Annotated in this window: 25 protein-coding genes, 3 tRNA genes and 1 pseudogene; 20 read left to right on the forward strand and 9 right to left on the reverse strand. The window is 40.2% G+C overall.

The window, feature by feature from the left end; translation table 11 throughout:
- Nucleotides 1-90 precede the first annotated feature (90 nt).
- The 4 genes from HMPREF0873_RS05640 to ispE form a co-directional block, all read right to left on the reverse strand.
- Nucleotides 91-1,347 (reverse strand): Glu/Leu/Phe/Val dehydrogenase, encoded by a 1,257-nt coding sequence (locus HMPREF0873_RS05640; protein ID WP_004695052.1) that lies wholly within the window; start codon nt 1,345-1,347, stop codon nt 91-93.
- Nucleotides 1,348-1,700: 353 nt separating this feature from the next.
- Nucleotides 1,701-3,161 carry a sodium:alanine symporter family protein gene (locus HMPREF0873_RS05645; RefSeq protein ID WP_004697527.1) on the reverse strand — a complete coding sequence of 487 codons (1,461 nt, stop codon included), beginning with the start codon at nt 3,159-3,161 and terminating at the stop codon, nt 1,701-1,703.
- 140 nt (nt 3,162-3,301) lie between these two features.
- Nucleotides 3,302-3,994, reverse strand: a complete 693-nt coding sequence (locus HMPREF0873_RS05650) for a GntR family transcriptional regulator (protein ID WP_004697535.1) — start codon at nt 3,992-3,994, stop codon at nt 3,302-3,304.
- The gene (gene ispE, locus HMPREF0873_RS05655) at nt 3,991-4,887 is read right to left on the reverse strand and encodes a 4-(cytidine 5'-diphospho)-2-C-methyl-D-erythritol kinase (protein ID WP_004697538.1); all 897 of its coding nucleotides are present in this window, start codon (nt 4,885-4,887) and stop codon (nt 3,991-3,993) included. Before ispE ends, HMPREF0873_RS05650 begins: the two co-directional genes overlap by 4 nt.
- A 205-nt stretch (nt 4,888-5,092) precedes the next feature.
- Here ispE and HMPREF0873_RS05660 point away from each other — a divergent pair, with 205 nt between their 5' ends.
- From HMPREF0873_RS05660 to atpC, 16 genes and pseudogenes are all read left to right on the forward strand, one after another.
- A complete protein-coding gene (locus tag HMPREF0873_RS05660) occupies nt 5,093-6,049 on the forward strand; it encodes a YitT family protein (RefSeq protein ID WP_004697517.1) in 957 nt (318 codons plus the stop codon).
- A gap of 165 nt (nt 6,050-6,214) precedes the next feature.
- Entirely contained in the window at nt 6,215-7,852 is a 1,638-nt protein-coding gene (locus tag HMPREF0873_RS05665; RefSeq protein ID WP_004695057.1) for a phosphoglucomutase, read from the forward strand.
- A gap of 134 nt (nt 7,853-7,986) precedes the next feature.
- Nucleotides 7,987-8,262: an ACT domain-containing protein gene (locus HMPREF0873_RS05670; RefSeq protein WP_004695058.1), complete on the forward strand. Its 276-nt coding sequence runs from the start codon at nt 7,987-7,989 to the stop codon at nt 8,260-8,262.
- Nucleotides 8,263-8,270: 8 nt separating this feature from the next.
- Nucleotides 8,271-9,628: pseudogene (locus HMPREF0873_RS05675) on the forward strand (PFL family protein).
- A 34-nt stretch (nt 9,629-9,662) separates the two neighbouring features.
- Nucleotides 9,663-10,814 (forward strand): glycosyltransferase family 4 protein, encoded by a 1,152-nt coding sequence (locus HMPREF0873_RS05680; protein ID WP_004697504.1) that lies wholly within the window; start codon nt 9,663-9,665, stop codon nt 10,812-10,814.
- A 57-nt stretch (nt 10,815-10,871) separates the two neighbouring features.
- Nucleotides 10,872-12,014: a non-hydrolyzing UDP-N-acetylglucosamine 2-epimerase gene (gene wecB / locus HMPREF0873_RS05685; protein ID WP_004697520.1), complete on the forward strand. Its 1,143-nt coding sequence runs from the start codon at nt 10,872-10,874 to the stop codon at nt 12,012-12,014.
- 1 nt (nt 12,015) lies between these two features.
- Entirely contained in the window at nt 12,016-12,210 is a 195-nt protein-coding gene (locus tag HMPREF0873_RS05690) for an AtpZ/AtpI family protein (protein ID WP_012864790.1), read from the forward strand.
- Between the two features lie 142 nt (nt 12,211-12,352).
- A complete protein-coding gene (locus HMPREF0873_RS10065) occupies nt 12,353-12,589 on the forward strand; it encodes a hypothetical protein (RefSeq protein WP_004697515.1) in 237 nt (78 codons plus the stop codon).
- A 245-nt stretch (nt 12,590-12,834) separates the two neighbouring features.
- Nucleotides 12,835-13,527 (forward strand): F0F1 ATP synthase subunit A, encoded by a 693-nt coding sequence (gene atpB / locus HMPREF0873_RS05700; protein WP_004697507.1) that lies wholly within the window; start codon nt 12,835-12,837, stop codon nt 13,525-13,527.
- Nucleotides 13,528-13,550: 23 nt separating this feature from the next.
- Complete coding sequence (atpE, locus tag HMPREF0873_RS05705) at nt 13,551-13,778, forward strand: F0F1 ATP synthase subunit C (protein WP_004695064.1); 228 nt, start codon at nt 13,551-13,553, stop codon at nt 13,776-13,778.
- A gap of 18 nt (nt 13,779-13,796) precedes the next feature.
- Nucleotides 13,797-14,294: a F0F1 ATP synthase subunit B gene (gene atpF / locus HMPREF0873_RS05710; RefSeq protein ID WP_004697511.1), complete on the forward strand. Its 498-nt coding sequence runs from the start codon at nt 13,797-13,799 to the stop codon at nt 14,292-14,294.
- A gap of 4 nt (nt 14,295-14,298) precedes the next feature.
- Nucleotides 14,299-14,850: an ATP synthase F1 subunit delta gene (gene atpH, locus HMPREF0873_RS05715; RefSeq protein ID WP_004697545.1), complete on the forward strand. Its 552-nt coding sequence runs from the start codon at nt 14,299-14,301 to the stop codon at nt 14,848-14,850.
- 16 nt (nt 14,851-14,866) lie between these two features.
- Entirely contained in the window at nt 14,867-16,405 is a 1,539-nt protein-coding gene (atpA, locus tag HMPREF0873_RS05720) for a F0F1 ATP synthase subunit alpha (protein ID WP_004697546.1), read from the forward strand.
- Nucleotides 16,406-16,408: 3 nt separating this feature from the next.
- Nucleotides 16,409-17,263 (forward strand): ATP synthase F1 subunit gamma, encoded by an 855-nt coding sequence (atpG, locus tag HMPREF0873_RS05725; RefSeq protein WP_004697537.1) that lies wholly within the window; start codon nt 16,409-16,411, stop codon nt 17,261-17,263.
- Nucleotides 17,264-17,281: 18 nt separating this feature from the next.
- Nucleotides 17,282-18,706, forward strand: coding sequence for a F0F1 ATP synthase subunit beta (atpD, locus tag HMPREF0873_RS05730; protein WP_004697530.1), 1,425 nt, complete (start codon nt 17,282-17,284; stop codon nt 18,704-18,706).
- 3 nt (nt 18,707-18,709) lie between these two features.
- Nucleotides 18,710-19,117, forward strand: a complete 408-nt coding sequence (atpC, locus tag HMPREF0873_RS05735) for an ATP synthase F1 subunit epsilon (protein ID WP_004697509.1) — start codon at nt 18,710-18,712, stop codon at nt 19,115-19,117.
- Nucleotides 19,118-19,164: 47 nt separating this feature from the next.
- Here atpC and HMPREF0873_RS05740 read toward each other — a convergent pair whose 3' ends face one another.
- The 4 genes from HMPREF0873_RS05740 to HMPREF0873_RS05755 form a co-directional block, all read right to left on the reverse strand.
- Nucleotides 19,165-20,073 (reverse strand): hypothetical protein, encoded by a 909-nt coding sequence (locus HMPREF0873_RS05740; protein ID WP_004697512.1) that lies wholly within the window; start codon nt 20,071-20,073, stop codon nt 19,165-19,167.
- 109 nt (nt 20,074-20,182) lie between these two features.
- Nucleotides 20,183-20,258, reverse strand: a tRNA-Val gene (locus HMPREF0873_RS05745).
- A gap of 5 nt (nt 20,259-20,263) precedes the next feature.
- A tRNA-Glu gene (locus HMPREF0873_RS05750) sits at nt 20,264-20,338 on the reverse strand.
- 4 nt (nt 20,339-20,342) lie between these two features.
- A tRNA-Asn gene (locus HMPREF0873_RS05755) sits at nt 20,343-20,418 on the reverse strand.
- 740 nt (nt 20,419-21,158) lie between these two features.
- Here HMPREF0873_RS05755 and HMPREF0873_RS05760 point away from each other — a divergent pair.
- The 4 genes from HMPREF0873_RS05760 to HMPREF0873_RS05775 all read left to right on the forward strand — a co-directional run bounded on the left by HMPREF0873_RS05760 (nt 21,159) and on the right by HMPREF0873_RS05775 (nt 25,077).
- On the forward strand, nt 21,159-22,001 hold the full coding sequence (locus HMPREF0873_RS05760; protein ID WP_004695072.1) for a fumarate hydratase: 843 nt from the start codon (nt 21,159-21,161) through the stop codon (nt 21,999-22,001).
- 19 nt (nt 22,002-22,020) lie between these two features.
- Nucleotides 22,021-22,581, forward strand: coding sequence for a Fe-S-containing hydro-lyase (locus tag HMPREF0873_RS05765; protein ID WP_004695073.1), 561 nt, complete (start codon nt 22,021-22,023; stop codon nt 22,579-22,581).
- Nucleotides 22,582-22,752: 171 nt separating this feature from the next.
- A complete protein-coding gene (locus tag HMPREF0873_RS05770; protein ID WP_008602458.1) occupies nt 22,753-23,304 on the forward strand; it encodes a TIGR01440 family protein in 552 nt (183 codons plus the stop codon).
- Between the two features lie 9 nt (nt 23,305-23,313).
- Complete coding sequence (locus tag HMPREF0873_RS05775) at nt 23,314-25,077, forward strand: LPO_1073/Vpar_1526 family protein (protein WP_008602460.1); 1,764 nt, start codon at nt 23,314-23,316, stop codon at nt 25,075-25,077.
- Nucleotides 25,078-25,233: 156 nt separating this feature from the next.
- On the opposite strand, the gene HMPREF0873_RS05780 is transcribed toward HMPREF0873_RS05775, so the two are convergent.
- Nucleotides 25,234-25,959, reverse strand: a complete 726-nt coding sequence (locus tag HMPREF0873_RS05780) for a Crp/Fnr family transcriptional regulator (RefSeq protein WP_021148534.1) — start codon at nt 25,957-25,959, stop codon at nt 25,234-25,236.
- Nucleotides 25,960-26,054: the final 95 nt, after the last annotated feature.

The following is a 26,054-nucleotide window of genomic DNA, read 5'->3' on the forward strand; positions in this document are numbered from 1 at the left end:
ATGGAGCATTAACGAATATAAATAAAAGGCGTAAGCTCAAATCGAGCTTACGCCTTTTTTTATGGCTAAAATGTATGGAGGTATGGGAGTTTAGCAGTTATAGCCGCGCCATCTAGTTTCGACTACGAGGCGTTCAAGAGCAACCATGTACGCTGCTTGACGAGGAGGTACATTGTATTTGTGTTGCATTTCCCAAACAGCTTCGAAGCTATTTTGCATATTTTTAGTTAATCTTTCATTAACTTCTTCTTCAGTCCAGTAGAAGCTAGCTTTGTTTTGTACCCATTCATAGTAGGATACAACTACGCCACCACCGTTGGCAAGCACGTCAGGAATGATGTCGATACCTTTTTCATAGAAGTATTTATCCGCATCATTAGTAGTAGGGCCATTAGCGCCTTCCAAGATGATCTTAGCTTGGATATTTTCCATGTTGTCTTTGTTTAATTGGTTCTCAAGGGCTGCCATGTATAATACATCAACTGGTTGAGCCAATAACTCTTGAGGTCCAATTGTAGTCATGCCTGGTTCGCTGTAACCTTCGAGGGAACGACCATGGGAGTTAGCATATTCGTATGCTTTTTCAACATCGAGACCATTAGGGTTGTAGATGTTAACGCTTACGTCGCCGATAGCCACAACTTTTGCACCTGCTTGTGCAATGAGACGAGCACCTACGGAACCTACGTTACCAAAGCCTTGAACTGCAACAGTAAGGTTTTTGATATCCAAGTTTTTCTTAGCGAGGTAGCTTTGCAATGCGATGAGGCAACCGCGACCAGTTGCTTCATTACGGCCTAAGGAACCGCCTACTTCGATTGGTTTACCTGTAACGATACCTGGGCTCCATTCACCTTTTAATGTGCTGTATTCGTCAGCAATCCAGCTCATGATTTGAGCATTCGTATTTACGTCTGGTGCAGGAACGTCTGTATTAACACCGATGATAGGTGCAATACGGCGTACGAAGTTACGAGTTAAGCGTTCTAATTCACGAGGGTTTAAAGTTTTTGGATCAACTTTGATACCGCCTTTACCACCGCCATAAGGGATGTTAGCAATCGCGTTTTTAATAGTCATCCATGCCGCAAGTGCACGCACTTCATTTTCGTCGGAATCTGGATGGAAGCGAAGACCGCCTTTAGCACTACCACGCAATGTGGAATGTTGGCAACGATAACCTTCGTATACGCGAACCTCACCATTATCTAATTGAAGAGGAACTGCTACCTTTAGTTCCCGTTCTGGGTGACGTAACACTTCGTATTCGCTACGAGTATAGCCGAGCTTTTCAGCTGCTACGTCTAATGTGTTTAACATGTTTTCATATGGATTATAACCGCTCATAATTACCTCCTGGATAATAGAGTAAATTAATAGTTTAATTAATGCTAATTTTATCGCATACTTAAGTATTCGACATTGTAAACAGAATACCCTTTATATTTTCATAAATATATTCTATAGTTTTTGACCTGTAAAAGTTGTAAAAATATAGATAATTACTATGATTTTTATCACAGTACAATCTGCTAATGAACGATGTTTTTATCTATGAAAATGGATACTTTTACAAAAAAAATAAAGATCTATATTCTGAAAAATATAGACCTTTATGTATGTACTAATAAACTATTTTGAAGATTATACGAAAAAGACTGGTGAAAGATACTTTCACCAGCCTCATACGTCGATATATTTTATTTTTCCACAGTATCTTCAATCGGAGTAGGAGGTACGGAGGAGTCTGTAGTTTGACCATCACCCCACCATACGATGCCGTACGTGTGGTTTAGAATAGAACGGTTAAATACTGGCGTTTCAATACCTGCTTTACGTTGTTTGATATAGTCATCAAGCGCAAGACCTGCTGTGCGCCCCATGCGTACGATGGAACTTACGTTAGTTAATACTAAGAAAGCCATGAATAAATCGGCTAGGTTCCATACGAGATCTAGAGAGGCAATAGAGCCAACAAATGTCATAAGAATTACGCCAATACGGAACAAATGTAGGTAGAATCGTTTGTTTGTTAAGTGGCTGATATTGATTTCACCGTAGTAATAGTTACCAATTAAGGAACTAAAGGAGAACATAACGATGAAAATGGCTACGGCTGTAGGCGCCCAAGACCCAAGCTGTTGAGCTAGATTATGTTGTACAAGAGCAATACCTGTTAGACCTGTAGTGCTGTAATCACCCACGATGAGTACGATGAAAGCAGAAGCTGTACAAATGATGAATGTATCAAGGAATACGCCGAATGCTTGTACAAGACCTTGTTCTACAGGGTGGTTAACAGCTGCCGTAGCGGCTGCGTTTGGAACAGAACCTTCACCGGCTTCGTTAGAGAAGAGCCCCCGTTTGATACCATTCATAACAGTAGCACCTAATAAGCCACCACCTGCTGCAACAGGCTCGAATGCGGAGGAGAAAATAGTATAGATTACATGTGGGAATTGGGTGATATTCATAATTACCACAAATAACGCAGTAGCAATGTATAGAATCGCCATGATAGGAACAATGATTTCAGATGCTTTTGCAACGCGGTTGATACCACCGAATATGATAATACCAAGAAGGACTGCTACTACAGCGCCTGTATAGGACACATCAAGGTTAAATACCTGGAGAGATGCAGCCAAAGTATTGGCTTGTACAGAATTATAAATCCAACCATAGGTAATACTGATTAAAATAGCAAATAGAACAGATAATGCCTTGTTGTTTAGACCATACCGAATATAGTAAGCTGGTCCGCCATAGAAACCGCCCTTAGCAACAGGTTCTTTGTAGATTTGTGCTAATGTAGATTCGATGAAGCCAGTGGCAGCACCGATGAGTGCGATAACCCACATCCAGAAAATAGCACCAGGGCCACCAAGTACAACGGCAATAGCTATACCTGCGATGTTACCAACACCTACACGAGATGCGGTACTAACACAGAATGCTTGAAATGAGGATACATGGTTCTTTTCTGTAGAGCTACCTGCGCCGTTAATTACGAGGCGAATCATTTCTTTAATCATGCGAATTTGTACAAAATTCGTTGTCATCGTAAAGAAGAGACCTGCGCCGATGAGAATAAAAATGATGAAATAACTCCATAAATAACCGTTTATGGTGGATATAGCATCATTGAGCATTGCTTCCATAAAAACTCCCTTTCTTATAAAAAATCCATATTTCATACTAATCAATGATATTGTATCAATTTCTATAGACTATGTAAAACAAAAATCCTTCACAAATAGGAAGGATTTTTGCTTTATATAGTATTTTTGTAGGATGTTGTTTATGCCTTAGTAAATTCTTGTGACTCTTCCATTCCTTGCAACAAGGTTTGTTCAGAATGTTCCATGTGAATTCGAGCTAGTTTGCGAGCTTGCGCAGCATTGTGAGAGGCAATGGCTTCCACTAATTGACGATGCTCCTCCCAAGTTTTTCTAAGACGACCTGGTTGGTTCATGGAGAAACTGCGGAAACGGTAGGTTTGTTCTCGTAAATTGTGAACAATATCAGCCAATCTTTCGTTACGAGAAGCGCGGTAGAGGACTTCGTGGAACTCTACATCCGCAGCGACGACGGATTCCATATTTTTGTTTTCCATATGATCGCCAATTTCTACGAGCATTCTTTCCAGCGTTTCGATTTCCTCTTCTGTAATGCGTTCTGCTGCAAGGCCTGCTGCAAGTTCTTCAAGGGCAGAGCGAATTTCAAATACTTGAGTGATATCCTTTAAAGATATGTTGGCAACGTAGGTACCGCGACGAGGAACCATAACGACAAAGCCTTCTAGTTCTAGTTTACGTATGGCTTCACGAATGGGGGTACGACTTACACCTAACTCTTCGGCAAGGGGAATTTCCATGAGGCGCTCCCCAGGTTTTAACACCCCATCTTGGATGGCTTGACGCAATGTTTCACTTACCACTTCTCTTAGTGGTTTATACGCATCGAGTCGTATAGGTTGTAACCGTTTTGTCATACTAAGTCCTCCTGTGTACATGTTTTAGTAATGAGTGACAGCCAATCATGACCAGCTGCTTTAATCTCTTCTTGTAATTGTAAGGCTTCCATAGGTTTGTTAAGTAATACTACCATCGTAGGACCGCTTCCTGTCATGATGGTTGGGTAACCACGGTTGGTGAAAAACTCCTTACATATTCCTAGTTCTTCGTGATCTGGGAATAATAATTCTTCGAAAGTATTAGCGCTACTAGTGAAAGCAGATTGTAAATCATTATTCTGAAGATGATTCAGAACGGTATCGATTGTTTTTGCGGTGGCATTAGATTTACCGTTGAAGCGACCATAAGCAACCGCTGTAGAAATAGATACCTTTGGCTTTACTAGTAATAGCCAATGTGCTTCTGGCGATTGGCTATAGGTTAACACTTCGCCACGACCAGTTCCGCGAGCTGTACCACCTTGTAGTAGGAACGGCACATCAGATCCTAGTGAGGCACCAATATTTAAAAGTTCCTCTTGTGTGAGCCGTAAGTCCCAAAAGCGGTTGAGACCTAATAACATGGCTGCTGCGTCTGCACTACCGCCACCAAGACCCGCTTGAATAGGAACGCGTTTTAATAGGTGGATGGCGGCACCGGCTTTACAACCCGTATAGGCCTGTATGGCGCGTAACGCTTTGAGCGCGAGATTATCTTCTCCATAGCTTACGAGTTTTTGCATGTAGTCAGGCAATTCGGGAGCGCCACCAGAAAATACTACGGAATGATGCTTAGCGAAATAAATAGAATCACTAAGGCGAATCGATTGAAATATAGAATCGATGTCGTGGTATCCATCGTCACGCTTGCCTGTAATAGCAAGCCCAATATTAATTTTGCTGCAACCGAGTTGCTCAAAACTTTTACTCATAATAGCCTCGTTTGTAATGTACAAAATATATGCAGTTTATATGTTTATTTTATACTGTTATAAAGTGATTGAAAATAACCATTAAGTGGTTTATGATGATTTTGTATATACCTGTTGTTTGATTATTAAAAGCATTGTAAACAGCGTATGTTTTAATTAGTTCATTATAGAATATTTATAGTGAAATGGCAATTTGGAGGGAGCTATGTTCGCCAAGTATAAAGATGTTGTCTATCAATGTGTCATAGTTGCTATTGGTTGTGCAATTTTTGGTGCTGGTTTAGATGCCTTTGTACTACCTCACAAACTGGTTAGTACTGGTATTAGTGGGGTAGGGTTGATTTTGTATTATCTAACGGGATTATCCGTTGGTTCTTGGAACGTTATTTTGAACGTCCCTATATTTTGGGCTGCTTGGAAGTGGCTTGGTAAACGTGTAGTGCTTAATACCTTGTATGGTACGCTCATGTTATCGTGGATGATTGATCTGTTTAGTTTCTTGCAATATGACATGATTATTAAGGATCCACTACTCAGTTCTATGATGGCAGGTATCACAACTGGACTAGGGCTTGGTATCGTCTACCGTGTAGGTGGTAATACAGGAGGCCTTGATCCAATTGCACTTATCGTTCGTAAATATTATGGCCTTCAAATGGGGTCCATTAATAGCGCTATCAACTGTGCCATCCTCTTAGTTGCTGTCGGCGTTGTTGGACTTGAAGCGGTAGCTGTAACTCTTATCAGTGTGTATGTGTATACTATTATTACAAATAAGGTGGTAATCGGCTTTAATCAACGTAAAGTTGCTTTTATCATTACCTATCGCACCGATGAAGTATGTGAGTGTATTATCAATAAGGTTGGTCGTGGTGCCACTATTATTAATGGTATTGGTGCCTATACACGGACGCCTAAGCAAATTGTGATGGTTGCAGTCAACTTGCTGCAGGTAAATAAATTGAAAGAGGTTATTCAAGAAGCGGACCCAAATGTGTTTATCTTGATTACTGATGCCCAAGAGGTTATCGGGCAAGGTTTTACTCAACCTATTGTTCCTGCGGAAATATCTAAACAGCTGAAATCAAAAGATAGAACTACCGAAGCGAACAATAATGTTGTAATAGATATAGATGAAAATAGTTGTAATAAATCAAAATAAAGAATTATGATAAAATCTCTGGCTGTTGTCATCTTATATTAATTATGTGTAAATATAATATTTTATGAATGATACATACATTTTGGAAATAATTTAATGTAATTGATCGAATATCAAGGTTGTAAAATGAGAGGGCTTGCCCTCAAGATAAGATTAGAGGTTTCTATGACTCACAAATTAGCAGGTACGCCTGTACAAGAACAAGATATTATCGATGTGCAAACCCTTGTGGATGCATATTTTGATAATGCTCCGGATATTACAGATCCGACACAACTCGTATCCTTTGGCACATCTGGCCATCGCGGTACATCTTTAAATAGTACGTTTACAGATTTACATGTGGCCGCTATTACACAGGCTATTTGTGATGGCCGTGGTCAATTCGGCGCTACAGGTCCGATTTTCGTCGGTCAAGATACACATGCTTTATCTCAGCCAGCCCTTGTGACGGTTCTAGAGGTCCTTGCTGGCAATGGTGTAACTGCAATGGTTGATTCCGATATGGATTTCGTGCCGACACCATCTATATCTCGTGCTATTATTCGTTATAATGAAAGCCACGATGATAAGGCTGATGGTATCGTGATTACGCCGTCTCATAATCCTCCAGATAATGGTGGCATTAAGTATAACGCTACCAATGGTGGTCCAGCGGATACGTTGATTACTAAATGGATTGAAACACGTGCCAATGAATATGTTCACGCATATTGTGAATTAGAAGGATTTAAACGTATTAGTATCGACAATATTGAACCCGACCAACAGGTTCCATATGACTATAAAGGTCTATATGTAGAAGAACTATCTTCTATCATTAATATGGAGGCAATCCAAAGTGCAAAACCTAAGGTCCTCGTTAATGCTCTCGGTGGTAGTGGGCTAGGTTATTGGCGTGCTATTAAAGAGCGGTATAATCTAAACCTAGATATTATTAATGATGAGTATGATCCGACCTTTAGCTTTATGACCTATGACCATGATGGTAAGGTACGTATGGATTGTTCATCTGAATATGCCATGGCTGACGTAATTAAACAAATTGGTAATTATGATCTCGCTGTTGGGAATGACCCTGATTATGACCGCTATGGTATCGTTAGTCCGTATGGGCTAGCTTCTCCAAACGCATTCCTTGTGACTGCGGCGGATTATTTGTTTACGACTCGTGGTTGGACAAATAAAGGGGTCGGTAAAACCGTTGTTTGTACCACTATGATTGATAAATGGGCTGCTAGTAAAGAGGTTCCTGTTTATGAGGTTCCAGTAGGTTTTAAATATTTTAGTTCCCTATTATTCGATGGTGAGATTGGCATTGGCGGTGAAGAATCTGCTGGTGCATCGTTCCTTAAAAAAGACGGTACCGTATGGACTACTGATAAAGATGGCATGGTAATGGCTCTCCTTGCGATGGAAATGTATGCCGTTATGGGGGCTACTGTTGACCGTCTCTATAATAATCTTGTTGTAGGGTGTGGCGATCCTCGATTTGGTCGTATTGATGCACCTTGTACAAAGGCGGCCAAGGCTAAGTTGAAACAATTAAATGCAAGCTCCATTACGGCTACCGAAGTAGATGGTGATGCGATTACTAATGTTCGCACTACTTCTCTGTATAAAGATATGCCTATCGATGGCGTTCGTGTGGAAACGGAAACGGGCTGGTTTGTAGCACGTCCATCTGGTACTGAAGATTTATATAAAATTTATGGTGAAAGCTATAAAGGGGATAAAGGTCTTATCGCATTGTTAACTGCTGGTGAAGAGATTGTAACAAGTGCTTTGTCTGACGAAGTGTAACATGTTGTTTTCACTAGAAAACTCATAAAGATTTCACTCATGAAAAATAATAAATGTGTTATAATATATTAATATAGTTTATTGAATGCCCTATACTGGCTATATAGTTTGTAGTGCTTAGAGAAGGTGATGTTATGAAATTAGTTGTTACCGTTGTCGGCGTAGACCGCGTTGGTATCATTGCTGGAGTTAGTACTGTACTCGCTAACTACGGTGTAAATATTATGTCCATTAATCAGACCATCCTCGATGGCGTTTTCAATATGATTATGATGTGTGAAACCAAGTCTGAAGATATGAAAAATCTTACAGCTATCCAAGAGGCTTTGACGACTCAAGGTAAAGAACTAGGTGTTGAAATCCGTGCACAACATGCTGATATTTTCTTGAGCATGCACCGTGTAGGATAGGAGGCACTATGTTATCTATCGACAATATTTTAGAAACGAATCAGATGATTCACGATAACAAGCTTGATGTTCGTACTATTACGATGGGAATTAGCTTGCTTGAATGTGCATCTAGTTCTGGTAAAGAGCTATGTGACCGTATTTATGACCGTATTACAAAAGAGGCAGAACATCTTGTATCTACAGGGGAAGATATTGAGCGAGAATTCGGCATCCCTATTATCAATAAGCGTATTTCTGTAACACCCATTTCTTTAGTTGCAGGAGGTAGTGATTTAACATCTTATGTTCCTGTGGCGGAAGCTATGGATCGTGCTGCAAAAACTGTAGGTGTTAATTTTATTGGCGGCTTTTCTGCGCTTGTAACAAAGGGCGCCACTCGAGCTGACCGCATTTTGATTGACTCTATTCCTGAAGCGCTGGCAACTACGGATATCGTTTGTAGCTCTGTTGCTGTGGGCTCTACTAAAACTGGTATTAACATGGACGCAGTGCGAGACATGGGAATCATCGTTAAGAAAACTGCAGAGCTTACAAAGGATAATGATGCTCTTGGTTGTGCTAAGCTCGTAATATTCTGTAATCCTGTAGAGGATAATCCATTTATGGCGGGTGCTTTCTTCGGGGTAACAGAAGGGGATAGTGCTATTTCTGTAGGTGTATCTGGCCCGGGCGTTGTAAAACATGCGCTTGAATCCGTTCGAGGTCAATCCTTTGACGTTGTAGCAGAAACGGTTAAACGTACTGCTTTTAAAATCACGCGCGTAGGTCAATTGGTAGCCCAAGAGGCATCTCGCCGCCTAGGTAAACCATTTGTATTATTGATTTATCTTTGGCGCCAACGCCAGCTGTAGGTGACTCTGTAGCTCATGTTCTTGAAGAAATGGGCTTGTCCTCTTGTGGTTGTCATGGCACTACAGCGGCACTAGCATTACTTAATGATGCGGTGAAAAAAGGTGGTCTTATGGCTTCCTCTCACGTAGGTGGTCTTAGTGGTGCATTCATTCCTGTCTCGGAAGATGCAGGCATGATTGATGCTGTATCCTGTGGTAGTTTGACACTTGATAAATTAGAGGCCATGACATGTGTTTGTTCTGTAGGGCTTGATATGATTGCTATTCCTGGAGACACTACTGCTGACACCATTTCTGCTATCATTGCAGATGAATCAGCAATTGGTATGATTAATAATAAGACAACTGCGGTTCGTGTAATTCCTGTACCTGGTAAGACTGTTGGAGAGGTTGTTGAATTTGGTGGATTATTAGGTTATGCTCCTATTATCGAAGTGAGTCCATATAGTGCAGCCGAGTTCATCGCCCGTGGTGGCAGAATTCCTGCTCCTATTCGTAGCTTAACGAACTAATCCGTTTTTACAACCTACTTGTTGGAGGTGTCTTATGAGTGAATATGTGCTCGATTATGTGTGGGCCTTTGCACTAGCGCTCATCATAACCTTTGCACTTACCCCATTGGTAAAACGCTTTGCCGTTGCTGTTGGGGCAATAGATAAGCCTGATGCTCGAAAGGTGCATCATGGTGCGATTCCACGACTTGGTGGATTAGCAATCTTTCTCGGTTATGTGGGATCGGTTCTTTTTAACGATTCCATTCCGCATGATCATAAATTGTTTGGGTTTGTCCTTGGTACAGTCATTTTGGTGCTAGTTGGTATTTGGGACGACATTAAACAAATTGAGCCAAAAACTAAGTTAATGGGCCAAATTATAGCAGCCGCTATTTTGGTGGCTTATGATATTCGAGTAGATTTCATTAACCTTCCTTGGGGTGGTGTAGTATATCTCAAGTATTGGGCTATTCCATTGACTATTTTCTGGATAGTTGGTTTTACAAATATTGTAAACCTCATCGATGGCCTTGATGGCTTGGCTGCAGGTATTTCCTTTATCGCATGTATCGCTGTTTGTGCAATGACATTGCAACTTGGTCAAACTGATCTTGCTTGTATCTCTCTTGCTTTAGCAGGTGCGACTGTAGGTTTCTTGCGGTATAACTTCAATCCTGCAAAAATATTCATGGGTGATACGGGATCCATGTTATTAGGCTATACATTAGCAGCTATTTCCGTTATGGGCGCTGTGAAGACGGCGGCTATGATTGCTCTAGTGGTACCTGCCATTGTGTTAGGCTTGCCTATTTTAGACACCTTATTTGCCATTGTGCGCCGTAAAATCAGTGGACGTCCCATCTTTAAACCCGATAAAGGTCATGTTCACCATCGCTTATTGGCACAAGGATTAACACAAAAGCAAGCTGTATTGTTGATGTATGCAGTAACAGCTCTTTTCGGCGGTGTATCTGTTATCGTTGCAGAGGTCAATGCTTGGGTCGGCGCGACTTTGGTATTAGTAATTTTCTTGTGTAGTATTTATATTGCACGACGTCTTGGCGTTATCATGCATAGTGATGCGGCAGGGCATCCGTTACCACGTCCTACAATTGAACGCAGCGACTCGGATGATACCATATCCTTTGATCGCGATGAATTGGCTAAAGCCTTGGAGAATACTGATGATTCTCATAAGGAATAACCATCTGTGGGGCGCTTGGCGCCCCATTTTTTCTATCCTACTACGTTGGAGGCAACTATGTTAAAAGTTATGACAATCTTTGGTACAAGACCTGAGGCTATCAAGATGGCTCCTCTTGTAAAAGCATTACAAGCAGCACCAGATATGGAACCTATCGTCACCGTTACGGCACAGCATCGAGATATGCTTGATCAAGTACTAAACTTGTTTAATATTACCCCAGACTATGATTTAAATATTATGAGCCAAGGTCAAACACTATATGATGTAACTAATCGTGCTTTGATGGGCCTTAAAGATGTATTAGAAGAAGCAAAACCTGATGTGGTACTCGTTCATGGTGACACTACAACTACCTTTGCTGGGGCATTGGCTTCTTTCTACCAAGAAATTCCTGTAGGTCACGTGGAAGCAGGGCTACGGACAGGTGATATTTACTCTCCATTCCCTGAAGAGATGAATCGAAAATTGACGGGTTCGATCGCGACGTATCACTTTGCGCCTACTTCTAGTTCTGAAAGCAATTTAAAAAAAGAAAATATTAATACAGAACATCTTTATGTAACAGGGAATACTGTTATCGATGCTCTTGATACGACGGTACAAGACAGCTATGTATTCGATGATGCAGCTATTAATGCTCTTGATCCTAAAAAACGTACGGTTCTTGTTACCACACATCGCCGAGAAAACTTAGGTGAACCTATGCGCCATGTATATCAAGCCATTCGAGATTTAATCAATGAATTTGAAGATATTCAAGTTGTTTTCCCTGTACATAAAAATCCTAAAGTTCGCCAAGTTGTACAAGAGGAACTTGGTTCTGTGGAGCGTGTTACATTAATTGACCCTCTTGACTATGAACCGTTTGCAAACTTGATGGCTAAATCTTACTTGATTTTGACTGATTCAGGTGGGATTCAAGAAGAAGCCCCAGCTCTTGGTAAGCCAGTTCTCGTATTACGTGATACGACAGAACGTCCTGAAGCAGTAGAAGCAGGCACTGTTCGCCTTGTAGGTACTGATAAGGATGCGGTACATAAAGCCGCTTATGAATTATTGAGCAATACGGAAGCGTATAAGTTGATGTCTAATTCTGTTAACCCCTATGGTGACGGAAAAGCCTCTGAACGCATCATTCAAGCGTTGCGACATGAATTCTTAGGTGATGCGCGTCGTCCTGAACGTTTTGGTAAATAATATGGATAAGGATCTTGTGAAAGCCCTCGCCATGGCAACATCAGCGGGGGTCACACTGGTCTCCTGTATAGGAGGTTTTATTTGGCTAGGTTATAAATTGGATACTTGGCTTCAAACGGAACCACTCTGCATGGTCATATTTGGCCTAATAGGAGCTATAACAGGGTTTTATATGTTATATAAACAAGTTAAGTAGTGAGGTATGTATGAATCAATATATAAAATTCATAGTGCGCGTGCTACTGTCTTGTTTTTTTATTGCCTTTTTAGGTGTAATAATACAGGTTGCATGCGGATTACAACACTATGTATGGGGATGGCTGTGGGGCATTTTTATAATGGTGCTCTACTTGCTTAGCCTTGCACTACATGGTCAAGCAATTATATTAGGTGATCCTTATAAGGCTGTTCGTAAGGCGCGTAGACAGATGGTGTGGCGTCTTATGCTTGTTGGATCTTTAGTCGTATTAGGTTTGAAGATTCCCCATGTAGAAGCAATTAGTATGTTTGTAGCGATTGCACTTATCCAGCCTGCACTTTATATAGTGTATTGGCGGTTTAGTGGACGGTTCTAATTTTTATTATTTTAATTAAGAATTTTATTGCATTTAAATTAATGTATTGTATTCCAATTAATGTATTGATGTGGATTTTAATAAGACATGGAGTCGTATTCTAATAATGCATTGAATACATTCTATTTATGATTATTTGGAATTGTTTACCCTTCAAGTGTTGATTATATATCTATAACGATGTATGATGATACATATATATTATATTTATATTAATGTAAATATATTAGATTTTTATTAGGTTTATGGAAGGGGTTGAGAACGTGGAATTACATGCGGGACACCATGAGGTCGTGCAGTGGTTGGGGTTGACATTTAATATGGATACTTTAATTGCTACATGGGTTACTATGGCTATTGTAATACTGATAACAGTATTAGCCACCCGGGGACGTAAATTGGTGCCTGTAGGCTTGCAGAATATAGTGGAATCTATATTAGAAGGCTTAGAGGGGCAATTAGCTCCGAATTTGGGTCGCCATTGGCCGATGGTGAGTTCCTTGTTATTTACGTTTTTCTTATTTATTTTTGTAGGAAATGAGTTAGGCTTAATGCCAACATTCAAGGCTTTAACATCACCAACATCCGATATTAACACTACAATTGCATTAGCTTTATGTAGTACATTAGTGGTATGGGTTATGGGGGTTAAAGTTAAAGGCTTATCTTATTTTAAGCATTTTGTACGACCTTATAAGGCTTTGTTAATACTCAATATTTTCGAGGAAATTGCTAGACCTGTTACACTTGCTTTCCGTCTATTCGGTAACATTGTGGCAGGTGAAATTTTGTTAGAAGTATTATATAACTTGCCTTGGTTTGTGCCGGTACCATGGGTTTGGATTGCTTTTAGTCTATTTATTGGTATTATTCAAGCCTTTATTTTTACCGTTCTTACTGCATCCTATTTGGGGATGGGGCTTAGTGAGGAACATTAATTAATTTATATGGAGGATATATTATGGAAGCTCAAGGTTTATTCGCGTTAGCAGCGGCAATTGCAGTAGGTTGTGGTGCTATTGGTGCAGGTATCGGTGATGGTCTTGTATCTAGCAAAGTTATTGAAGGTATTACACGCCAACCTGAATTGCGCGGTCAATTGATGTCTACTATGTTCGTAGCGATTGGTTTGATCGAAGCGATGCCTATCATCGGTGTAGTAGTAGCATTTATTTTGTTATTCAGATAATAACGAGGAGGAATAACCTTGGTTGACTTAAGCCTTGGAACGATTCTTGCTCAAATGTTGAACTTTTTTATATTAGTTTGGCTATTGGCTCGTTTTGCATATAAACCATTATTGGCTATAATGACAGAACGTAAAGAACGAATTGCTAAAGACTTAGAAGCTGCAGAACAAGCTCGCGCAGAAGCAGAGGGGTTTAAAGCTGATTATGCAGCTCAAATTGCTAATGCTCGTATAGAGGCACAACAAATTGTTGAAAAAGCAGTTCAAGAAGCAGAAAATACAACACGTGAACAATTGTCAACAGCACGCGAGCAAATTGAACAAGAAAAAAATCGTGCTCGCCAAGATATCGCTATTGAACGCGATCGTGCTATGAACAGCTTGCGTAACGAAGTGGTATCTTTATCTGTAGCTATGGCTGGTAAAGTTGTTGCTAAAGATATGAACAGCGAAACTAATACAAAATTGATCGAAGACGCTATTCGTCAACTTGATAGTAAAACGATAGGGTTGTGATACGATGAGCATAGAAATTGTAGCAGATAAATACAGTTCAGCTATGTTTGAATTAGCTCAAGAACAAAATATTTTGGAACTCATGGAGGAGCAATTAGGTTATGTAGCGTCCGTTATGGCGGAACAGCCTGAACTTCGTTCATTCCTTGAAAATCCAATCGTTACAGAAGATGCAAAGATTAAGTTAGTTGGTTCTATCTTTGAATCTAGTATCGACAAAGTTGCTTTACATTTTATCTATGTGATGATTAAACGTGGGCGCCATCGTTATATTGCGCAGGCTATTGCAGCGTTTATTCAAAAATCACGAGAAGCTCGTGGTATTTTGGAAGCTACTGTAACTGTAGCAGAACCAATCACAGCTGAGGTAGAAGCATCTGTACAAGCTAAATTACGAGAAGTAACAGGGAAAGATGTTATTTTATCTGTGCGCCAAGATCCATCAATTATGGGTGGTATCGTTATCCAAGTAGGAGATAAACGCATTGATGGTTCTGTATCTCGTCGTTTAGAGGAATTAGAAAAATCTTTATTAAGAACGAACTCTATTAGATAGGGGTGAATGGGTATATATGAAAATGAAGCCTGAAGAAATCACTGCTATAATCAAACAGCAGATTCAGGACTATGATGTTGACCTCAATGTCGATGACGTGGGTACTGTTCTCGACGTAGGGGATGGCATCGCCCATATTTATGGTCTTGAAAGAGCCATGGCCGGTGAGTTGCTAGAATTACCACACGGCGTATATGGCTTGGTTTTGAACTTAGAATTAGATAATGTTGGTGCCGTACTATTAGGTGATGACTTCTTGATTAAAGAAGGAGACCAAGTGCGTCGTACTGGCAAAATTATGGACGTTCCTGCTGGAGATGCCTTGATTGGTCGTGTAGTAAATCCTCTTGGTCAACCTCTTGATGGCAAGGGTGCTATTCAAGCTACAGAACGTCGTCCTATCGAACATCCAGCACCTGGTATTGCGGATCGTCAATCCGTAAACGAACCATTGCAAACAGGTCTTAAAGCGATTGATGCGATGGTACCAATCGGCCGTGGTCAACGTGAGCTTATCATCGGTGACCGTGGTACAGGTAAAACTGCGATTGCCTTAGATACTATTTTGAACCAAAAAGGCAAAGATGTTATTTGTATTTATGTAGCTATTGGTCAAAAAGAATCTACGGTTGCTCGCGTAGTGCAAAAGCTTGAAGAAGCAGGCGCTATGGAATATACAATCGTAGTTTCTGCGAGTGCTTCCACAGGTGCACCTCTTCAATACATTGCACCATATGCTGGTGTTGCCATGGGTGAATACTTTATGTACCAAGGTAAACACGTATTATGCGTATATGATGACTTAACAAAACAAGCGGCTGCATATCGTGCTATGTCCCTATTATTGCGCCGTCCACCAGGGCGTGAAGCATATCCAGGTGACGTATTCTACTTACACAGTCGTCTATTAGAGCGGGCTGCGAAACTTTCATCTGAACTTGGTGGAGGTTCTATTACAGCGTTGCCAATCATTGAAACACAAGCAGGTGACGTATCTGCATACATTCCAACAAACGTAATTTCCATTACTGATGGTCAAATTTTCTTGGGAACAGATATGTTCTATTCTGGTATTCGTCCAGCTGTTGACGTAGGTTTGTCCGTATCCCGTGTAGGTGGTAGCGCACAAACTAAAGCGATGAAGCAAGTGGCGGGCCAATTGCGTTTGGACCTTGCTCAATATCGTGAGTTGGCTGCTTTCGCTCAGTTTGGTTCCGACCTTGATGCGGCTACACGCGCTCAACTTGATCGTGGTGAACGCTTAACTGAAATGTTAAAACAAGGTCAATATGAGCCTATGAGTGTAGCGGAAATGGTTATCAACCTTTACGCTGGTACTAAAGGGTACTTAGCAGATATTCAAGTGGCAGATGTATTGTCCTTTGAAGCTGAACTTTTACGTTATGTAAAAGCAAATTACCCTGAAATCATCACTAACATTGAAACGTCTAAGAAAATTGACGAAGAAACTGAAAATCTATTGAAGCAAGCAATCCCAGAATGTGTTGAAGCATTTGGCTCTACACATACATTAGTGTCTCGTAAGGAGGCGTAATGTATGGCTAGTGCACAAGATTTGCGAAAACGCATAAAAAGTGTTACCAATACGCAACAAATTACAAAAGCGATGAAGATGGTAGCTTCTGCTCGTCTTCGTAGGGCACAAACAAAAGCGGAAGCTACTCGTCCTTACGCAGAAAAGATAGGGCAAATCTTGCGTCATATGTCTAATAGTGATTTAGAAGGCTTTGAAAGTCCTCTCTTAGATGTGCGACCTGTAGAGCGCACTTGCTATATTGTAGTAGGTGCAGATAAAGGTCTTGCAGGGGCATTTTCGTCTAATGTGTTGAAATTTGCTATGGAACAATTACATGGTAAATCTCCTGATACATACCGTGTTATCACGGCAGGCAGAAAGCCTAGAGATAGCATGAAATCTAGAGGTATTCGCATCGATAAGTCTTATGCGGGCTTTTCTGATAAACCGTCCTATGAACATGCGCGTGCCATCATGCATGAAGCACTTTCACTATATGAACGTCATGAAGTAGACGAAGTCATCATGATCTATACACGTTTTGTAAATTCTATGACGCAAATTGCACAGGCTGAGCGCTTGTTGCCAATAGAGCAACCACAAGATGAGGTAAAAGGCGAAGAGTATGATTTTATGCCGTCCGCTGTATCCGTCTTGGAGGCGTTGCTGCCAAAATACTTAGAAATTACAGTTTATAATGGATTGTTACAATCTGCAGCTAGTGAATTGGGTGCTCGTATGACGGCCATGACATCGGCTACAGATAATGCAGGGGAACTCATTGAGTCCTTAGGCCTTGAATACAACAAGTTGCGTCAATCTAGCATTACAAACGAAATTTCTGAAATCGTTGGTGGCGCTAATGCCTTGCAATAGATAAGGAGACATCTGTCGATGAGTAATAATATTGGTAAAGTTGTGCAGGTCATCGGCCCAGTTGTAGACGTGCGCTTTGATGCTGGTCATTTACCAGCTATCTACAACGCCATCCACATCTACCATGACCACAAGGCACACGATAGACAAAAAATCGTAGTAGAGGTTATGCAACACTTAGGCGACGATACAGTTCGTTGCGTTGCCATGAGTTCTACTGACGGTATGACACGTAATATGGAAGCAGAAGATACTGGTGCTCCAATTTCCGTTCCTGTAGGGGAAGGCGTATTGGGTCGTATCTTTAACGTACTTGGTGAAACTGTAGACCATGATCCAGCTCCAGTTGTGGCTGATGAAAAATGGCCTATTCACCGTCCAGCACCTAAATTTGATGACCTTTCTCCAGATACACAAATCTTGGAAACAGGTATTAAGGTCGTTGACCTTATCGCTCCATACGTAAAAGGTGGTAAAATCGGTCTTTTCGGTGGTGCCGGTGTAGGTAAAACCGTATTGATTATGGAATTGATTCACAATGTTGCTACAGAGCACGGCGGCTATTCCGTATTCTCCGGTGTAGGGGAACGTACTCGTGAAGGTAATGACTTGTGGAACGAAATGAAAGAGTCTGGCGTTATCAATAAAACAGCCCTCGTATATGGACAAATGAATGAGCCACCAGGGGCTCGTATGCGCGTAGGTCTTACTGGTCTTACAATGGCTGAATACTTCCGTGATGTGAAAAAACAAGACGTGCTCTTGTTCATCGATAACATCTTCCGCTTTATTCAAGCGGGGTCCGAAGTATCCGCCCTCTTAGGTCGTATGCCATCTGCCGTAGGTTACCAACCTACATTGGCTAATGACGTAGGGGCATTGCAAGAGCGTATTACATCTACAAAAGAAGGCTCTATTACCTCCGTACAAGCTGTATATGTACCTGCCGATGACTTGACTGACCCGGCTCCAGCAGCGACATTCGCTCACTTGGATGCGACAACAGTATTGTCTCGTTCCATTGCGGAACTTGGTATCTATCCAGCGGTGGATCCTCTGGACTCTACAAGCCGTATTTTGGACCCACATGTACTTGGTGAAGAGCACTACGCAGTAGCTCGTGGAGTACAAGAAGTATTGCAAAAATATCGCGATCTTCAAGATATTATCGCAATCCTCGGTATGGAAGAATTGTCTGACGAAGATAAACTCACTGTATCTCGCGCTCGTAAGATTCAACGTTTCTTGAGTCAACCATTCTTCGTAGCAGAAGTATTTACCGGTTCTCCTGGTAAATATGTGCCATTGTCCGAAACATTGAGAGGCTTCAGAGAGATCTTGGATGGTAAACATGATGAATTGCCAGAAGGTGCATTCTACATGGTTGGTACCATTGATGAAGCCATTCAAAAAGCAAAGGAAATGCAAGAGAAGGGGGAATAATCCATGGCGGAACCTATGACCCTACAGATAATTACACCTGATGCAATCGTATTCGAGGGCCAATCTACATTCTTTGTAGGTAAAGCTATCGATGGTGGTTTTGGTATTTTGCCAAATCATGCGCCTATGATTATTGCATTAGACTTGGCACCTTTACGCATTGAACAACCAGATGGAACATCTCGTGAATATGCTGTATTTGGTGGCTTCTGTGAAATTGAACATAATAAGGTGAGTATTGTAACCCCTGACTGTCAAGATCCAACATCCATTGATGTGGAACGTGCTCGTCGAGCTAAAGAGCGTGCAGAAGGTCGGTTATCAAATCCTACACCTGATATTGATGTAGAAAGAGCGGAAGCAGCATTGCAACGTGCTTTACTGCGCTTGCATGTTACAAAAATGTTATAAGAAAAAGGCTAGCCATCTGGCTAGCCTTTTTATCTTTCTAATTTTGATTATAAAACGCTCACACCTTTTAAGGAGTATGCAGTATTCTTAGGTTGTTCTACTTGAAAATCTAATACAACAGGTGCCTCAGAATTGATACCAGGTGCTTGGTAGCGGTCACGATCTGTTGGAATTCGTTTGTATGGTAATTTATCAAGTAATATAGTCATAACTTTGTTCCAAACTGATTTATGTGTTGGCATAGTTAAAGAGTCATCAGTTTGGTTGAAGCCCGTACGAACAGTATGGATTACCTTATCGTTTACATCATAATAGTATAAAAGGGCATTAACCTTTGCAGCGATATAAATTTCATGATTATCCTTATTGTATGGATCTGGGCTGTTAATAGTATTAACTTGTACATATACGTCTTGTAATGGTACAGGCATAATAACGATTTCAGAATTTTGGGCCTCTGCAATTTGAGCAAGATCAGCGGCTTTAATTTCTGCAGTTGGTGTGTTAGTACTTACAATGGTTGTATCATAGTAAGGATATTTAAGTGTATTTGATAAGCGATCTGTCATGTAGTGACCAAATTGAGCTGTGTTTTCATTGCGCAAATTTGCTGGTACAACAATAGTTACTTTGCGGCTTGGAAAGTTTTCCAAGAGACCATCATGACTTGTACTAGTAGCATTAATAGTTGCTTTTTCTGAAACTCCAGAAATTGGTGTAGATGTTGGTGTGGCAGCTACTTTTATGACAGGCTCCATATTTGTTTTAGGGGTCAATGTAGAAGCCTCATTACTTGTGTTACTTTGTATAGTGCTAAGAACCACAGGTTGCGTTGTATTTGGTGTTAGCTGACTCAAATCGATCATAGCGGCACTGGCTGTTGTAAATGCAGTTGTGAGTAGTACAGCAAGTACTGTAAGTAGTGGACGTTTATAGAGTCCGAAGTTATGTAACATAATTCCTCCTCTTAATAAAACTCTTTTAAAATTACAAATTATACAATTTATATTATTATATCATATATATAAAAAAAAGGAGCAAGCTTAACAGCTTGCTCCTTTAGTTTGGTGGACGATGACAGGATCGAACTGCCGACATCCTGCTTGTAAGGCAGGCGCTCTCCCAGCTGAGCTAATCGTCCATATGTGGTGACCCGTCCGGGAATCGAACCCGGGATACCGCCGTGAAAGGGCGGTGTCTTAACCGCTTGACCAACGGGCCAGAATGGCTCCTCGAGTAGGACTCGAACCTACGACCGATCGGTTAACAGCCGATTGCTCTACCGACTGAGCTATCGAGGAATGGTACGATTGTTATTATATGTTAGTTTAATTATAAAAGCAAGCATTTTTTTTAGAACACTATAAAATAGATATTGTCAATTATGACTAAAAGACATAACTTTATAAATAAAATTAGTTATCAATAATTTTGATGAGAGAGTCATTAAAATTAATAAAATCTATAGAGCTTATTAACTATAGATATTTACTGCGTTCTAAGATGATTGTATGGCTCTAAATGAATGGGAGTTAGCAATATAAGTATATTGAAGATAATCGGTATACATATGCATTATAGAAAAGTTTAAAAGATTTAGTTGAAAAGTAGTATCAGTTAAGATGAAAGTGTATTTATCTTATTAGATATAGTCTATGTTTGTGGTTCATTTTAAACCAAATTTATATATAAGAAAGTAGGTAAAAATATAAGATATTAAAATCTTATTGATATGTGATAGACTATGACTTTTATCACAGAATGGGGCTTTTTTAGTGACTGGAGAATAAAGTCTATGTAGGCTATTGAAAAACCGAAATATATACAAAAATATTCATGAAAACAATTCTCAAAAACTGGAAAAGCATTGAGAAAACTGTATAGGTGAGACGTTGAATCCCCTTATATTGTGTGCTACGATTTATGTATAGAGTTAATCTCATCGGTTTGAGATAGATATTCTTTCATATGTTTGAGAATTTTATTTTATCTCATCGGTATTAGAATTAATATTCAACTATTTTCCTGAGGAGGGATTATCTTGCGCGAGATTCAAGTATCTGAAATCACAAAAACAGTCCGTCAAATGTGTATGGACGCAGCTTACCACTTGCCAAAAGACATCTATGAAGGTTTGAAAAAAGGCCGTGAAACAGAAGAGTCTTCGGTAGGTCGTATCGTTCTTGATCAAATTATTAAAAATGCAGAAATTGCCGATGCTGAAGATCGTCCATACTGCCAAGATACTGGTATGACTATGGTATTCTTAAAAGTTGGTCAAGATGTTCATTTCGTTGGTGGTGATCTTACAGAAGCTATCAATGCTGGTGTTGCAGCTGGTTATGTTGAAGGTTATCTTCGTAAATCCGTTGTAGCTGAACCATTGTTCAACCGTAAAAATACACAAAATAACACACCTGCAATCATCTATACTGAAATCGTTCCTGGCGATAAAGTAGATATTCAAGTAGAATTAAAAGGTTTCGGTTCTGAAAATAAATCCGATGTAGCTATGCTCGTACCTGCTGATGGTGTGGAAGGCGTTAAAAATGCAGTCCTTGAAATCGTAAAACATGCAGGTCCTAACCCATGCCCTCCAATTGTACTCGGCATTGGTATTGGCGGTACTATGGACCAAGCAGCAGTTATGTCCAAAAAAGCGTTGCTTCGTGACATTAGCGTACCTCATAAAGATGCAGACTATGCAAAATTAGAAGAAGAAATCATGGAAATGGTTAACAAAACTGGTATTGGACCACAATTGGGTGGCACTACAACTTGTATCGGTGTAAACATCGAATGGGGTGCAACTCACATCGCAGGTCTTCCTGTTGCAGTTACTATCATGTGCCATGCTGCTCGTCATGCTCACGTAGTACTTTAATCGATAGGAGGTAAAAACAATGGCTGAATCAATTCGCATTAATACTGAAGAATATAATGAAGAGTTTTCCCGCAAATTAAAAGTTGGTGATAGCGTTCTTATCACTGGTAAAATTTACTCCGCTCGTGACGCTGCTCATAAAGTTATGACTGAAGCTTTAGCGCGTGGTGAAAAATTACCAATCGACTGGACAAATAAATTCGTTTATTATCTTGGACCAACACCTGCAAAACCTGGTGATCCAATTGGTTCCGCTGGTCCTACAACTTCCGGTCGTATGGATGCTTACACACCAACAATGCTTGACCAAGGTATCAAAGGCATGATTGGTAAAGGTTCCCGTAAACCAGAAGTAGTTGAATCCATGAAGAAAAATGGTTGCACATACTTCGCAGCAGTTGGTGGCGCAGCAGCATTGATTGCAAAATCCATCAAAAAATATGAAGTACTTGCTTATGGTGAACTTGGACCAGAAGCTTTGGCTGAATTGACTGTTGAAGATTTCCCTTGCATCGTGGTTGGCGATACTGAAGGTAATAACTTCTACGAATTAGGCCAAAAACCTTACAGAAAAATCTAATATCACCATTGAGTGATTGAAAGAGGCTTGCTAAAGCAAGCCTCTTTTTGTTGTTAAGCCATAATCATAAGATGTTCATCCGTTACGTGTAGAGTTTAGTCTACCGATTCTGTCGGTTTTATGATAATATACATATAGATTTTATACATTCAATTTGAGTGAGGCGATAACATGACTTCTGTAGAAACTATTCGTCAGTCAACTCGCAACGCGATGGCTGAATTACTTGATTTAGCAAAGGTTCGCGAAGGTCAATTATTCGTTGTTGGCTGTTCCACTAGCGAAATTGTAGGTAAAAAAATCGGCACTGACTCTCACCTTGATGTGGCTCAGGTCGTATTTGATGAAATATACAATGCTGTTAAGGCTAAAGGACTTAACTTGGCTATTCAATGTTGTGAACATATTAATCGTGCACTTGTTATGGAACGTAGTGCGATGACATGGGAGGAGGAAGTTAATGTTGTTCCTCAACGTCATGCGGGTGGTGCCCTGGCTGTGATGGCGTACGAATATTTTGATGATCCTGTGATGGTTGAATTTATTCAAGCTGATGTAGGCATCGATATTGGAGATACTTTCATTGGTATGCACATGAAACACGTTGCAGTGCCTGTACGTCTTTGTGTGAAAGAAATTGGGAAAGCACATGTGACCGCTTGTCGTGTTCGTCCGAAGAGCATTGGCGGTGAGCGTGCTGTATATAATGAAGCATTGATGTAGGGGGATAGTATGTCAAACCTAATACCGTATTTTGTATTAGCCGTCGTGGCATTGGGATTCTTTGCTGTTTGCTATGCTGTATTTAGCGGTGGTGATGGTGAAAGTAAGGCAAAAGAAAAATCCTATAAAAACATAAGTAATAAAAATAATCCTAAAGCGCATAATGATGTTATATTTGCAACGGAGTCGCAAGAGGGCAATGTAACAATCACACATACGAGTGGAACTAATGTATATACTGCATCAATTCCGGATACAGTTGAAACGGTGGTCGGTGAAGAGCGAGAACCGGCTGAACCTCTGGTTGATCCTATAGATACCTCTTATAATAAAAGAAGTACTCTAAAGTCTAATTCAAGTCATGTTTCAGAGGGAGAATATGCGTTAGCATTAGGTTCGGATAATGGAACACCAATAGGTTCGGATAATGGCACACCAATAGGGGATGAAACCATTGTGATGACAGCTGTATCAGATCTTAAGCAAGCTAATCAAGCCAATCAAGGTGTTACTCCGTTGGTGGATAAAACTATTGTCCTCGATGTTGTTACAGATGAACTTCTCAATAGCGCTAACTCTGTTGAAGATACAATTGCTATGGGTGAATCTGTGGAAGCCTTTGAAGCTGATGAAGCGGATAGCATAGATGCTACACAAATGATAGGTGGTGCAAACGAAATACAAACCGCGGAAGGTCCATCGGTATTAGATGAAACGCGTTTGTTTGATGCTTCTGAAATTGAAGCACAATTGGCGGCAACAAGTTTAGCTGAAGAGGAGGAACCGCATGGTCAATGGGCAAAAACGGCACATGAGGATAAATGCGTTGAGTTGGCTATAGCACCATTTGTTCATTCCTTTGGGGTGTTACATGGTGATACGCAACATTATGTAGAATCTATTACAAGAGATGCTTTAGCGGCTCTCAATATTACAAAAATTGTTGAAGTGAATGCATTACTAGAGAATATTGTTATTCAAGAAGCGTTGATGAGTATGCAAAAGGCATATGCCGCTACAAATACAGAGTGGATGAAGTCCGCTGCATTAGGTGCTTTTCTAGATGTGGTTCAATCTCCTAAATCTAGTACGCCATACCTCGTAGCTTTTGATGCATTACGTGTATTACCTCATTTAACATTAGGTCACTTCCAAGTTATGGCCTTAACATTATTGTTACAATATTCTAGAAATTCTAATAACTATGGATTGATTCACTTCCAACATTATGTGGAAAAATATATTGAGCCATTCATCTCTGATTTACCTCGAAATGATTCCTTCTATCGCCAGCTGGACTACTTACGCTGTACACAAGAAGAACAAGAGCCTATCACTTTATGCCAAGTGTTGTCGAATTCATATCCGTTTGTATTCAACTATCGTGGTTTCTCTAAGGAAGAACTCTTCCGTGCTACAGATGGTCATGGTGTAGATCCACGTTATGTGGTGCGTAGCTTGAACTCCAATCTTTATAAATTAGCCTTGGTAGATGAGTCTTTAGCACCACAATTCTTTAGACAAACACGAATTTCTAATGCTATGGTTCAACGTGATCTTTTAGCTCTGATGAAGAGCAAACCTACTGCTTTCAGGGGACAAGAGGCGCGTGATATCATGGATGATATTTCACCGGTTCTATTGGACTTAGCTGATGTCTTTGATAGCACGCCAATGTCTAAAATTAGCTTAACATTGTTAGGCCTTTACTTAGGTCGTGCTCATGTGAAAGCAACCATTGGTGAAGAATTTGATTTGTCTCATTGGTTCTAATTTACAATTTTAAGCACTATATAGTTTGAAAAATTATATTATATAGTTATTATATACTTAAAACCGTTATATATTTTATGAGTCGTGTAATAAAAAAGTCTCTCAAGATAATCTTGAGAGACTTTTTAGTTTGTTAAATTTAATAGACATTAAGTATTAAAAGGTGTTAAAGCCGAATTCTTCAATGTCTTCAATATTTTTAATTGTTACGGTGCGCCCTGTAATATCAATGAGACCTTCATCGCGAAGGCGTCCTAATTCACGGCTAAGGGCTGTGCGAGATACATTGAGAACCTCAGCCATTTGCTCGCGGTTGTGGGGTAATTGAATTGTGTTAGAATGCTGACGTTTATAAATATCTGTTAAGTACGCAAAAATCTTTTCGCGCATCCCTTTTAATGTGAGGTAGTGGACTTTTCTGGTTAATAGAATTGCTTTTTCAGATAAATCCTCTAATAGATTAGATAGGATTTTAGTTTGGCATTGATGACAATCCGGTAATGTTTTAATAAAGGTTTCAAGGGGAATAAACATAATTTTAGTTGCTTTTGTTGCTTTAATGGTAGCAGGCCATAAAGGCTGTTTGCTAAATAGTAGTGCTTCTCCAAAAATATCTGATTGCTCTAAGTTTGCCATAATAACCCGTTGCCCCATTACATTTTCACGAGTCAGTAAAGCGCTGCCTTCAAGAATGACACCAATACCCTCCATAGGATCTCCAGCGAGGGCTATAAAATCATTTTTTTGGTAACTGTGGATGATAACTTTGGCATTATTTAAATAGCTACGCAGCTCTGGCTCTCCTAATGTATTGAATAAAGGACATTTCACGAGGGTGGGCATATATTGATTAATGATATCGTTTGAAAGTATTTGTTTCATAAGCACCTCCGGTGTGATAAAGTCTATAGCAATTAAAAATGATTATTGTATAATAAAAGTATAAGACTAAATGGTCTACCTGTTCCATAAGGGAA

The sequence above is a fragment of the Veillonella sp. 3_1_44 genome (assembly GCF_000163715.1).
GTDB lineage: Bacteria > Bacillota > Negativicutes > Veillonellales > Veillonellaceae > Veillonella > Veillonella parvula_A.

Bases quoted from the DNA above. Each gene is read 5' to 3' on its own strand.
- HMPREF0873_RS05640 (WP_004695052.1), bottom strand. From the start codon at position 1,347: ATGAGCGGTTATAATCCATATGAAAACATGTTAAACACATTAGACGTA.
- HMPREF0873_RS05645 (WP_004697527.1), bottom strand. From the start codon at position 3,161: ATGGAAGCAATGCTCAATGATGCTATATCCACCATAAACGGTTATTTA.
- HMPREF0873_RS05650 (WP_004697535.1), bottom strand. From the start codon at position 3,994: ATGACAAAACGGTTACAACCTATACGACTCGATGCGTATAAACCACTA.
- ispE (WP_004697538.1), bottom strand. From the start codon at position 4,887: ATGAGTAAAAGTTTTGAGCAACTCGGTTGCAGCAAAATTAATATTGGG.
- HMPREF0873_RS05660 (WP_004697517.1), top strand. From the start codon at position 5,093: ATGTTCGCCAAGTATAAAGATGTTGTCTATCAATGTGTCATAGTTGCT.
- HMPREF0873_RS05665 (WP_004695057.1), top strand. From the start codon at position 6,215: ATGACTCACAAATTAGCAGGTACGCCTGTACAAGAACAAGATATTATC.
- HMPREF0873_RS05670 (WP_004695058.1), top strand. From the start codon at position 7,987: ATGAAATTAGTTGTTACCGTTGTCGGCGTAGACCGCGTTGGTATCATT.
- HMPREF0873_RS05680 (WP_004697504.1), top strand. From the start codon at position 9,663: ATGAGTGAATATGTGCTCGATTATGTGTGGGCCTTTGCACTAGCGCTC.
- wecB (WP_004697520.1), top strand. From the start codon at position 10,872: ATGTTAAAAGTTATGACAATCTTTGGTACAAGACCTGAGGCTATCAAG.
- HMPREF0873_RS05690 (WP_012864790.1), top strand. From the start codon at position 12,016: ATGGATAAGGATCTTGTGAAAGCCCTCGCCATGGCAACATCAGCGGGG.
- HMPREF0873_RS10065 (WP_004697515.1), top strand. From the start codon at position 12,353: ATGGTGCTCTACTTGCTTAGCCTTGCACTACATGGTCAAGCAATTATA.
- atpB (WP_004697507.1), top strand. From the start codon at position 12,835: ATGGAAGGGGTTGAGAACGTGGAATTACATGCGGGACACCATGAGGTC.
- atpE (WP_004695064.1), top strand. From the start codon at position 13,551: ATGGAAGCTCAAGGTTTATTCGCGTTAGCAGCGGCAATTGCAGTAGGT.
- atpH (WP_004697545.1), top strand. From the start codon at position 14,299: ATGAGCATAGAAATTGTAGCAGATAAATACAGTTCAGCTATGTTTGAA.
- atpA (WP_004697546.1), top strand. From the start codon at position 14,867: ATGAAAATGAAGCCTGAAGAAATCACTGCTATAATCAAACAGCAGATT.
- atpG (WP_004697537.1), top strand. From the start codon at position 16,409: ATGGCTAGTGCACAAGATTTGCGAAAACGCATAAAAAGTGTTACCAAT.
- atpD (WP_004697530.1), top strand. From the start codon at position 17,282: ATGAGTAATAATATTGGTAAAGTTGTGCAGGTCATCGGCCCAGTTGTA.
- atpC (WP_004697509.1), top strand. From the start codon at position 18,710: ATGGCGGAACCTATGACCCTACAGATAATTACACCTGATGCAATCGTA.
- HMPREF0873_RS05740 (WP_004697512.1), bottom strand. From the start codon at position 20,073: ATGTTACATAACTTCGGACTCTATAAACGTCCACTACTTACAGTACTT.
- HMPREF0873_RS05765 (WP_004695073.1), top strand. From the start codon at position 22,021: ATGGCTGAATCAATTCGCATTAATACTGAAGAATATAATGAAGAGTTT.
- HMPREF0873_RS05770 (WP_008602458.1), top strand. From the start codon at position 22,753: ATGACTTCTGTAGAAACTATTCGTCAGTCAACTCGCAACGCGATGGCT.
- HMPREF0873_RS05775 (WP_008602460.1), top strand. From the start codon at position 23,314: ATGTCAAACCTAATACCGTATTTTGTATTAGCCGTCGTGGCATTGGGA.
- HMPREF0873_RS05780 (WP_021148534.1), bottom strand. From the start codon at position 25,959: ATGAAACAAATACTTTCAAACGATATCATTAATCAATATATGCCCACC.